General features: G+C 67.6%; 10 protein-coding genes (1 of these 10 only partly in view). 6 read left to right on the top strand and 4 right to left on the bottom strand.

The window, feature by feature from the left end:
* From slpA to DR_RS13240, 5 genes are all read left to right on the top strand, one after another.
* On the top strand, nt 1–2,837 hold the 3' portion of the coding sequence (slpA, locus tag DR_RS13255; RefSeq protein WP_010889202.1) for an S-layer protein SlpA. Its footprint begins 667 nt before the window's first position; 2,837 of the gene's 3,504 nt are visible here — the last part of the coding sequence; the start codon falls outside the window, past its left edge; its stop codon occupies nt 2,835–2,837.
* Between the two features lie 109 nt (nt 2,838–2,946).
* Nucleotides 2,947–3,891, top strand: a complete 945-nt coding sequence (locus tag DR_RS13250; protein WP_010889201.1) for a manganese-dependent inorganic pyrophosphatase — start codon at nt 2,947–2,949, stop codon at nt 3,889–3,891.
* Between the two features lie 83 nt (nt 3,892–3,974).
* The gene (locus tag DR_RS13245) at nt 3,975–5,024 is read left to right on the top strand and encodes a bifunctional folylpolyglutamate synthase/dihydrofolate synthase (protein WP_338107134.1); all 1,050 of its coding nucleotides are present in this window, start codon (nt 3,975–3,977) and stop codon (nt 5,022–5,024) included.
* Nucleotides 5,025–5,096: 72 nt separating this feature from the next.
* Nucleotides 5,097–5,240 (top strand): hypothetical protein, encoded by a 144-nt coding sequence (locus DR_RS17165; RefSeq protein ID WP_338107133.1) that lies wholly within the window; start codon nt 5,097–5,099, stop codon nt 5,238–5,240.
* A gap of 215 nt (nt 5,241–5,455) precedes the next feature.
* Nucleotides 5,456–5,845, top strand: a complete 390-nt coding sequence (locus DR_RS13240) for a helix-turn-helix domain-containing protein (RefSeq protein ID WP_027480093.1) — start codon at nt 5,456–5,458, stop codon at nt 5,843–5,845.
* Between the two features lie 111 nt (nt 5,846–5,956).
* Here DR_RS13240 and DR_RS16980 read toward each other — a convergent pair whose 3' ends face one another.
* The 4 genes from DR_RS16980 to DR_RS13225 all read right to left on the bottom strand — a co-directional run bounded on the left by DR_RS16980 (nt 5,957) and on the right by DR_RS13225 (nt 8,951).
* Nucleotides 5,957–6,304, bottom strand: a complete 348-nt coding sequence (locus tag DR_RS16980) for a hypothetical protein (RefSeq protein WP_234944656.1) — start codon at nt 6,302–6,304, stop codon at nt 5,957–5,959.
* Complete coding sequence (locus DR_RS13235) at nt 6,256–7,746, bottom strand: hypothetical protein (protein ID WP_010889197.1); 1,491 nt, start codon at nt 7,744–7,746, stop codon at nt 6,256–6,258. The genes DR_RS16980 and DR_RS13235 overlap by 49 nt, the downstream gene beginning before the upstream one ends.
* Nucleotides 7,747–7,845: 99 nt before the next feature.
* Entirely contained in the window at nt 7,846–8,352 is a 507-nt protein-coding gene (gene moaC, locus DR_RS13230) for a cyclic pyranopterin monophosphate synthase MoaC (protein ID WP_010889196.1), read from the bottom strand.
* Nucleotides 8,349–8,951: a YceD family protein gene (locus DR_RS13225; protein WP_027480095.1), complete on the bottom strand. Its 603-nt coding sequence runs from the start codon at nt 8,949–8,951 to the stop codon at nt 8,349–8,351. The genes moaC and DR_RS13225 overlap by 4 nt, the downstream gene beginning before the upstream one ends.
* A gap of 354 nt (nt 8,952–9,305) precedes the next feature.
* On the opposite strand from DR_RS13225, the gene DR_RS13220 reads away from it, so the two are divergent.
* The gene (locus DR_RS13220) at nt 9,306–10,118 is read left to right on the top strand and encodes an alpha/beta hydrolase (protein ID WP_010889194.1); all 813 of its coding nucleotides are present in this window, start codon (nt 9,306–9,308) and stop codon (nt 10,116–10,118) included.
* The last annotated feature ends 45 nt before the right edge of the window (nt 10,119–10,163 follow it).

The following is a 10,163-nucleotide window of genomic DNA, read 5'->3' as shown; positions in this document are numbered from 1 at the left end:
CCCTCGGTGGCCGCGTGACCACCGTCGAAACTCGCGTCGAAACCGTCAACAACTCGCTGACGGGCCGCATCGCTGCCCTGGAGCGCAACGCGTTTAGCGTCAAGCCCAGCCTGACCATCGGCTACAGCGTGAGCCGCACCAGCCGCAACTTCGACGTTGACCGCCTGTTCCCCCTGAACGCGGACGGCACCGTGGCCAACAACGCCTTCACCAGCGGCGGCATCGACACCGACACCGGTGCTCAGCGCCGTGACTTCGGTGACTTCGGCAACGCCTCTGACCCCGTGGTCGCGGGTGCGGCGGGCCTGTACGGCTTCGCGGACGGCGTGAGCTACACGGTGTACTTCACCGACGGCTCCACGGCGACCTTCGACGGCCTGAACCCCGCCGATTACAAGGTCCCCACCGGGAAGGTCATCGATACCACCAAGGGTCGCAACGGCTTCGGCTTCAACAACCTGGCCCGCTACAAGGAAGGCAGCACCGACATCGGTATTAGCCTGGGCTTCGACACCAGCGGCCAGTTCAGCCAGGTCACCAGCGGCACCGGTGGCAGCCTGTTCAGCACCGCGGGCCGTCTCCAGGTCAACCAGATTGACCTGAACTTCGGTCTGGTCACCGGCCTGCCGAGCGACGCTTACGTCGACACCAACGGCAACGGCAAGAAGGACGACGGCGAGGCGACTGGCCGCGGCACGTACCTCGGCAGCGGCGGCACGGCGGCCATCCTCCGCGATCCCGCTGGGAACGTCTACCGCCCCGTGTTCTTCCGCTTCAAGAACGCCACCACCCAGTTCAGCGTGGGCAACAACCCCGTTATCGTGACCTTGGGCCAGCAGCAGAAGTTCTACTTCAGCGACTACGTCTTCGACAACAACTACGATGGCCGTGGCGACGGCTTCACCGTGACCGTGGACGGCAGCAACGTGCCCGTGATCGGCGCCTGGAAGCCCCAGATCAAGGGCGTGTACGGCAGCCGCAGCGGTCTCGACGGCACCGCCGAAGCCGGCTACGGCGTGTACTACCGCGGCGTGCGTGCGCAGATCACCCCCGTCGGCACCCTGACGGCGGGCATCCACTACGCGCAGGAAGGCCGCGACATGTTCGGCGCAGCTCAGAACACCACCAGCACGCCTTCCGACGTCACCACCTACGGCGCCGACCTGCACGGCAAGGCCTTCGGTGTGGAACTGCACAGCGAGTACGCCACCAGCCGCGTGCGCCCCAACACGGCCAATGCTGCCGTTCAGACCAGCAACGCGTTCTACGCCCGCGTGGCGACCCGCAAGGACAACCTGGCGTTCGACCTGAACACGCCCGCCGCCAAGTTCGGCAACGACACCTTCGGCGTGTCGCTGTACGACCTGAACTACCGCAAGATCGACGCGGGCTACAACAACGTGGCTGGCATCAGCGAGTATGGCTACGGCTCGTACAGCCGCACCTCGGCCCAGAACATCGCCTACAACCCCGACACCGGCGTGACGGCTCCCTTTGCCAACCTCGACCGTCAGGCCTACACCGACGCCAATAACGACGGCACGTCTGACCGCAACGCTGACGGCACCGTCGTTGCAACCAACACCAAGATCGGTCAAATGGGCTTCGGCGTGAAGGCAGCGGCCAACCTCGGTCCCGTGGCCATCGGCGGCTACTACGACACCAGCACCGGCGCCAACGGCGACAATGCCAACCGCATGACCGAAGCGGGCGGCTCGGCCAAGGTGGCCTACAGCATCTTCTCGCTGCGTGGCACGTACAACACCCTGGACAGCAACCGTCCCCAGATCTACCGTGACGCCGCCGGCACCCAGATCATCGGCGACGCCAAGGTGCGCCGCTACGCCGTGCAGGCGGACGTGACCCCCGGCCTGGGCCTGTTCGTGGGCGCTTACTACCGCGACGTGAACGTCAACGGTGTGCGCTCGACCACCGACCGTGGTCTGCTGGGCCGCGGCTACCTGGCTTCCAGCTTCGAGCCCGGCGTGGGAAACAATGCCTACCGCACCGGTCTGCGCTGCGCCGACAACAACTTCGGCACCGGTACCCGGGACATCGACGGTGTGGGCGGCGTGCTCAACCCGGCGGTCAACCTCGACCAGAGCCGCACCGCCACCTGCTTCACCTCCTACGGGGTCGAAGCGGGCCACGCGGGCGACAACGCCAACGCCCTGGTCAAGGACCTGTTCTTCCGCGTGGGCTACTCGCGCGTGTACGTGCCCACCACCGCCACCGCGACGACGGGCGATTTCAGCGGCTCGGTGACCTACGGTGACGCCCGTTACGACCGCAAGGTCGGCGTGGCGAACGTGCGCCTCGCGGGCTCGTTCTCGACCACCAACACCCAGCTCGACAGCCGTCCTGCCGGGACCCGTGGCGCGGTCGGCCTGATTGTGCGCACCGATCCCCTGGAAAACGTGCCCTTCCGTCCCCAGTTCAACGGTCAGGTGGGCTACTACACCGCCGACAACCGTGTGGCCGCTGGGAACTACAACGCCAACGCGACCAAGTACGGCGCGGGCGTGGTCCTGAACGACTTCCTGCTGCCCCAGACCAAGATCGGCGTGCGCTATGACGGCTATATGGCTCAGAACCGTCAGTACACCCCCTTCGACGGCGACGGCACCCAGGGCTACTTCAGCGACGCCAACAACAACCGCCGGACCAACCTGAACGGCGTGTACGTGGAAGGCGCCTACCAGGACCTGATCTTCAGCTACGGCACCTACACCCTGAGCCAGAAGGATCTCAACGGCGTCGAGTACGGCAGCGGCATCAACAACGGCCAGCCCGCTCGCGGCCAGACCTTCAAGATCAGCTACAAGGTCAACTTCTAAAGCCCCTAGTTCCCGGCATTGCCGGGCAACGGCCCCCGCTTCGGCGGGGGTTTTTGTTGTTCTGTAGTTAGTTCCGGTGCGGCGCGGCCAAAGTCGGTAGACTGACGCCATGCTCGCTGTTTTTGGACACCTCAACCCCGATACCGACGCCATTTCGGCGGCGATGGTCTACGCCCGGCTGCTGACGCGGCAGGGCACCGAGGCCCAGGCTTACCGGCTGGGCGAACCGAACTTTGAGACGGCCTATGTGCTGCGTGAACTGGGCCTGGAAGCGCCGCCACTCCTGACCGAACTGCCCGCCGGCAGCAAGGTGGCGCTGGTGGACCACAACGAAAGCGCGCAGTCGCTGCCCGCCCTCGGCGAACTCGACGTGACCCGCGTGGTGGATCACCACAAGCTGGGCGACCTGACGACCATCAACCCGCCCTACCTGCGCTTCGAGCCGGTAGGCTGCACGGGCACCATCCTGCTGAAGCTGCACCGCGAGGCTGGCCTGAGCGTGGAACCCCAGGACGCCAAGCTGATGCTGAGCGCCATTCTGAGTGACACCCTGCACTTCCGCAGCCCGACCACCACCCAGGACGACCGCGACGCGGTGGCGTTCCTGGCCCCGGTGGCCGGGGTAAACGACGTGGAGGCCTACGCACTGGCCATGTTCGCCGCCAAGAGCGATCTGGGCAACACGCCCGCCGAGACTCTGCTGCGGATGGACTACAAGGTCTTTCCCTTCGGGGACCCTGTGCAGCCGCAAAACTGGGGCATCGGCGTGATCGAGACGACCAACCCGGCCTACGTGTTCGGGCGGCAGCAGGAACTCCTCGCAGCGATGGATCAGGTCAAGGCCGAGGACACCCTCTCGGGCATGTTGCTGAGCGTGGTGGACATCCTGAACGAAACCAACCGCACGCTGGTGCTGGGCGCCACCGAGGCCAAAGTGCTGCGCGAAGCCTTCGGCGCCGAAGCTGAGGGACAGGTAGCCGATCTGGGCAACCGCATCAGCCGCAAGAAGCAGATCGTGCCGACGCTGGAAAAATACTTCGCGCCCGAAGCCTGAGCGGGCTCTTTCAACAGGGGAGACGGGGAGCACCTCGTCTCCCTATTTACTTGCACAGTCCAGAGCGGCGGTATGCTCCGCGCGTGACGCAGGACACGAATGTGGAATGGCTGTTCGCCCGGCAGCGGTTCGGAGTGCACCCCGGCCTGGACCGGGTGCGCGAGCTGCTGGCCCGGCTCGGCGACCCGCAGCGGCAGTTCGGGGCCGTGCTGGTCGGCGGAACCAACGGCAAGGGCAGCACCGCCGCCACGCTGGCCGCCATGCTGCGGGCGGACCGCAGACGCACCGGCCTCTTCACCAGCCCGCATCTGACCCGGCTGAGCGAGCGTTTCGTGGTGGACGGGGAGGAAGTCTCGTCGGCGCAGGTCACGGCAGCGCTGGCCCGCGTGCGCCCGGTGAGCGAAGCGGTGGAGGCGTCTTTTTTTGAGGTGGTCACTGCGCTGGGGTGTGTGCTGTTCGCCGAGGCCGGAGTAGAAATCGCCGTGATGGAAGTCGGGTTGGGAGGACGGCTGGACGCCACCAACGCGCTGGAGCCCCGGCTGAGCGTGATTACCAATGTGGCACTCGACCACACCGCCATCCTGGGCGGCACCGTCGAGCAGATCGCGGCGGAGAAGGCGGGCATTCTGCGGGCCGGGCGACCTGCCGTGACGGCTGCCGCGCCCGCCGTGCTGCCCGTGCTGGAGCAGCGGGGCGCCGATCTCTGGGCGCTGGGTCGGGACTGGACGGCGCAGACCCGCAGCCTGGGCTGGCAAGGTACGGCGGTCGACGTGCAGTGGCCCGGCGGTGCGGCGCAAGTGCAGACCCCGCTGCTGGGCGAACATGGGGGCCTCAACGCGGCGCTCGCGGCAGTGGCGGCGGCGCGGCTGGGCGTCTTTAATGAAGCCATCCGGCAAGGAGCCGCGCAGACCCGCTGGCCGGGGCGGTTGGAGGTTGTCCCCTGGCAAGGGCGGCGGGTACTGCTAGACGGGGCCCATAACCCGGCGGGAGCACAGGCACTCGCGCAGGCGCTGCGTCCATTGCTGGCGGCGAGTGGCCGTGCCCAGTTGCCCATCATCTTCGGGGCAGCGGAAGACAAGGACCTGGGCGGGGTCGCCGCAGAACTGCTGCCCCTCGCTCACGGGTCATCCTGACGCGGTGCGCTCAGTCCCCGGGCCGCCGACCCGGCGCAGCTCGCCGCTCTGTTTCCAGGCGTGCCATTGGAGTTGACCCAGACGCCCGCCGAGGCGCTAGCAGTACTGCGGTCTGACGATGACCTCGTCCTTATCTGCGGGAGCCTCTATCTGCTCGGCGAACTGCGTCCTTTGCTGCTGGGCGAGCAGTCGGAAGGCCACGAACGCTGGCAATAGCCACAGCAGCGGCCAATTTCTGGTTTCGAAACAGGAATAAGGCAAGTTGACTGCCCTCATTCTGTATTGACCGTAGCAAGGAGCGGTGTTACACTCCGACCAAGGGTGCCTGATTCTGCCCACAAGCAAACGCCAGGCGGGTTCCACATCATCTGTCTCTCGGGCATCCCCGACGGGTGACGGGTGGTCCGCCGCAGCCCAGGAGGTGAATGACATTGAAACTGCACGAACGACTTCGTGAATTGCGCAGCGAACGTGGGCTGCGGCTCAAGGACGTGGCCGAGGTTGCCGACATCAGCGTGCCGTACCTGAGCGACCTGGAGCGCGGGCGCACCAACCCCAGCCTCGAAACCCTCCAGACCCTCGCCGGGGCGTACAACATCACGGTTCACGACCTGCTCGAAGGGGTCGAGTTCTACGGTGAATCCACCGACGGCGCCCTGCCCAAGGGCCTCGCGGACCTGATCGCCGACCCCACGCTGGGCCCGCAGATCACGCCCGACTGGGTGCGGACCCTCTCGCGCATCGAGTTGCGTGGCAAGCGCCCGCGCGACAAGCAGGACTGGTACGAGATCTACCTGCATCTCAAACGCATCCTGAACTGATTTCCGCACAACTCCGGCCCCGTCGCCGGGGTTTTGTTCTTGGGAGATTCAAAAATGGCGCCCCCTCGCTGACCTTTCCGTCGAGGGGGCGCCGTTCTGTGAGGAGGCGTGTCAGGTCAGCGGTAAGACCTGCCGGTGCTCGGCTTCTCGCCGTTGCAGCACCAAGGTTCCCGCTCCCCAGGCGCCGCCGACGAGGGCGAGCGCGAAGGCCAGCGGACTCCAGCTCAAGCTGCCCGCAAAGAGGCTGATGCCCAGGAAAGCGCCGACCGTATCGGGCACTGGCAGGCGCAGGCGGCATGCGAGGGCGCGGCCCAGGTCGTAGACGCTGACGCTCAGGCCAGTGGCGATCAGCAGCCCCGCCAGCGCAAGCACCAGCAGCGCCGGGCCGAGCAGACCCGCAAAGGCCAGCGCTAGTGCCGGCAACAGCAGCGCCGCGAGCAGCAGCACGCCGAGCGCCACGTCCGCATCGGCGCGTGCCGTTGCTGCCGGGCGAGATCTGGGGCTGTGCCTGCCACGAAGAGCAGCAGCAGCAGGCCCGCCGTGAGCGTCACGAAAATCTGCGGCCACGCGGCGGCGCCCAGCCAACCGAGCAGGGGCCGGAAGGCCGCCGCCGTTGCCAGCCGCACCCCCTGCGGCGCCGGCAACGCCCCGACCTCAGCGGCCTCGCCGGGGGTGCGGCCCAGCACCGCGCTCATTTCGCCGCTGACCTGGGCGCCGGGCGCCTGTTTGATGTCGCCCAGCAGAGTGACCACCCGGCCATTGACAGCGGCGTCGGGCGCCAGCACCACGTCTCCGCCGATGGCGACGATATTGCCCTCGACGGGTCCATGAACCTCCACCGGGTGGCCGAAGCTCAGGCCGGGTTCGCCGTTGACCAGGCTGGCGAGCGGCGGCAGCGACAGCGCGCCGGCCAGCACGAAGGCCCCGGCCCCGAAGCGCCGCACGGCGGGCGTGGGCATCCAGGTGACCAGCGCACTCGTGAGCAGCAGCAGCAACAGGCCCAGGCCAGCGACGGGTGCCACGTGCTCCAGCACCGTCTGCATGACCAGGGCGCCCGCCGCCAGGTTGGGCCACGCCGCCGTGACCGTCAGCAGGGTGAGTCCGGTCAGCAGCCCACCGACGAGCAGCAGCGGAGCGTGGCGGCTGTGGGAGGCAGAGACGGATCTGGAAGCTGGGACTTGGGCTGGTGGCGTCACTTCCAGTGAAGGTGGTGCGGAAACAACAGCCTCGGCCTGCTGCCCCTCCTGCGCGATGCGGCCCGCCAAAGATGCCGCCAGCGAGCGGGGCGGCGGGGGCACCGGCGCCTGCTGCAACACATTTCGCGTGCGGGCGTCGCTGGCAATCTCGGCAGCTAAAGATGCGGCGACAGGACGTAGCATTGGAGGCGGCGTCTGCAACAGCGCGGCGGCCCGCAGGTCGCTGAGGACGGCAGGTGCCACCGAAGCAACTGAAGGCAGAGGTGCGGCCCCCAGTTGCCGGGCCAGCGCGATGTCCTGCGAGACACTGGCCGCGAGTGAACGTGGGAGGGCTGGCGGAGCAAGAACACCGCGCAGGGTGGCACTGCTGGCAATTTCACTGCTCGTTTCGGCAGCCAATTGGTGAGCGAGTTCAGGTGCCAGCGTCGGCGCGGTGAGCTGTTTCCCCAGGCGAAGATCGGCCAGCACCGCGTCGGCCACACTGCGGGGAGCAGGCGGATTGGGGCCGGTCAGCAGCGAGATGGCCCGGTGCAGTGAGCGCCGCGCCTCCTGCACCTGCGGGTCAAGGCAGGCGGCGTCCAGGGCGGCCTGTTCGTCCGCGCTCAGGTCGACGTCCGCCTCACGGTGCAGCAGCGCCCGCAGCTCCGGTGTCAGAACCTGCGTCCATTCTGGTGTGTTCCACCCCCCCTCTTGCCGTGCGCCCATCGTCGGTCCCTCCTCGTCCCTTCCTTTACGTCAAATCCGCCTGCAAAGTTCCCGGCGGTGGGAGAACGGTCGCCGGAAATTATCTAGACAAATTAGGGATTAAGGCTGGGGCGGACGCTCGGCGGCCTGGTAGTCGCCGCTTTTGCCGCCGGTCTTGGACAGCAGCCGCACGCCGCTGACCTCGATGGCCTTGCTCGTCGCCTTGAGCATGTCGTAGACGTTGAGCGCGGCCACCGTGACGGCGGTGAGCGCTTCCATCTCGACGCCAGTGGGGGCAGTGGTTTTGACGAGGGCGGTGATGTGGATGCCCGCGTCTTTCAGCGTCACGTCCACCTCGGCACTCGTGACCGGAATCGGGTGGCACAGAAAAATCAGGTCGGCGGTGCGCTTGCTGCCTGCGAGCCCGGCGAGGCGCGCCACGCTCAGGGGGTCGCCTTTGGGCGTTTGCCCGGCGAGCAGCGCGGCCCGCGACTCGGGCGGGAGCAGCACCCACGCTTCGGCGCGGGCGGTGCGGGTGGTGGGCGCCTTGGCCGACACGTCTACCATGCGCGGCTGGCCGCCGACGAAATGGGTGAGCTGCGGGGCGTCGCCTTGCGGGTCGCTCATTCGTCGGGCAGCTCCAGGTCTTTCAGGCGCGCGAAGGGGTTTTGCTTGGCGTGGCTGCTCCCCTCGGGCGAACCGAGTTCGACGACCTGCTCCTCGATGGGCACCTGGGCGCTGTGTTCGCAGGGGCCTTCGTTGAGGTCGTGGCCGCAGACCTGACACAGGCCCTTGCACGCGGGGTCGTGCAGCACGCTCAGCGGCGCGGCGAGCAGGGTGCTTTCGGCCAGGTACGCGCTGAGGTCAAGGTCGGGATTGCCGAAGACGAGGACTTCCTCGCCAGTTTCGGCTTCTTCGATGTAAGGCTCCTCGGCGGAGGGTTCGTAGCGCATCAGCGTGCCGAGGTCGATGTCGAGCGGCACCTGCACCTCGCGCAGGCAGCGGGCACATTCCATGACCAGCGTGGGCGAAAACTGGCCTTGCAGGTACATCTCGTCGCCGCCAAGCGAGTTGATGTCCACCTCAAAAGCGGCAGGCTCGGCAAAACGCAGGGTTTGCGGCTGCTTGCCCTGAAGGTACTGGAGGTGGTCGAGTTCGCCCTCGGCGTGCGCGTCGTCGGCGGTTCGCAGCAGGGCTCCCAGGTGAATGCGGGGTTGATCGTTCATGGGCGCCATGATAGAGGGCTGGCCTGCGGGCAACTGCGGCGGCGTGGGGGTTGCGCCCTGGTGAGCGATACGGGGGAAGGGCACCGCTGCCGGTGTTCCGTTCAGGGTTCATCTGTCCTGCCCGGCGCGGCGGCATACTGCGGGGCAGTGCTCGCCCCCTCCCGTGACCAGGCCCCTGTGACTGACTTCCTTTCCTCTACCCCCCTGACGCCTTCCGGCGTGCGCTGGCCCGTGTGCTCGCGCTGCTGGTGGGTTTCGGTCCGCTGGCGGCGCACGCTCAGGCGGCGGGCACAGCGGCGGTGAAGCCCCTGGTCGCCACGGTCGTACGCCGTCGGCCTCGCGCCCAAACGCGGCGTGCGCTGGACGCGGCTGGGGAACCCCAGGTCGCCCTCGCTGCTGCAAGTGCCCGCCGATTGCCAGGTGCGCAGTTGCCCGCTGGTGGTGGTGTCGCACCCCCGCGCCCAGGACGCCGCCCGACTGCGCGACAGTGCCCAGGTCGGCAAAATCTCGCAGGCGCTGCTGGCCGCCGATTTCGCGGTGCTGCTCAGCGGCGACGGCGGCGTAAACACCTGGGGCAGTCCGGCAGCGCTGCGGGAAGTCGCGCAGGTTCACCGTGAGGCCACCAGCCGATTTCGCTGGAACAGCCGGACCTACGCCCTGGGCCTGAGCATGGGCGGGCTCCTCTCGCTGCGCAGCGCCCTGCCCGATTCGCCCTATACCGTCCGGGGCGTAGCTCTTATTGACGCCTGGGTCAGCCTGCGTGGCGCGTGGGGCAGCGCCCTGTCGCGCCAGCGTGAAATCGGCAAGGCGTATGGCCTGACCGTGCCGCCCACCCCCACCCTCGACCCCCTGCCCCTCGCGCAGCGCCTGGCTCCGGTGGCGCCGCTGCCGCTGTTTCTGGCCTACAGCCCCACCGACACGGTGGTGTCCTCGCGCAAGAATGCCGAACTGCTGATTCCCAAGGCCGAACAGGGCGTGAGCGAGATCGTGCGCCTCGACGGGCCCCACCTCGGCGGCAACCGCTTCTCACCGCAGATGATTGCCCGGCTGGTCGGCTTTTATCAGGGCCTGGAGCAGCGCGCCATTGCCCGCCAGCACAAGGAATTTCCGCCTGGTCTCCCGGCTCCGGCGGTGCAGCGGGCTCAGACGGAGACGTCGAAAAGCTAAAGGCGAGGGGGCAGAGAAACCGACTTCTCTGTCCCCTCGCTTTTA

It is taken from the genome of Deinococcus radiodurans R1 = ATCC 13939 = DSM 20539, from assembly GCF_000008565.1.
Lineage (GTDB): Bacteria > Deinococcota > Deinococci > Deinococcales > Deinococcaceae > Deinococcus > Deinococcus radiodurans.
Note: the sequence above shows the minus strand (reverse complement) of the source record. Positions and strands in the feature narration are given on the sequence as shown.

Excerpts from the sequence above, each read along its gene's own strand:
- DR_RS13250 (WP_010889201.1), top strand. The coding sequence starts at position 2,947 with ATGCTCGCTGTTTTTGGACACCTCAACCCCGATACCGACGCCATTTCG.
- moaC (WP_010889196.1), bottom strand. The coding sequence starts at position 8,352 with ATGAGCGACCCGCAAGGCGACGCCCCGCAGCTCACCCATTTCGTCGGC.
- DR_RS13235 (WP_010889197.1), bottom strand. The coding sequence starts at position 7,746 with ATGGGCGCACGGCAAGAGGGGGGGTGGAACACACCAGAATGGACGCAG.
- DR_RS13225 (WP_027480095.1), bottom strand. The coding sequence starts at position 8,951 with ATGAACGATCAACCCCGCATTCACCTGGGAGCCCTGCTGCGAACCGCC.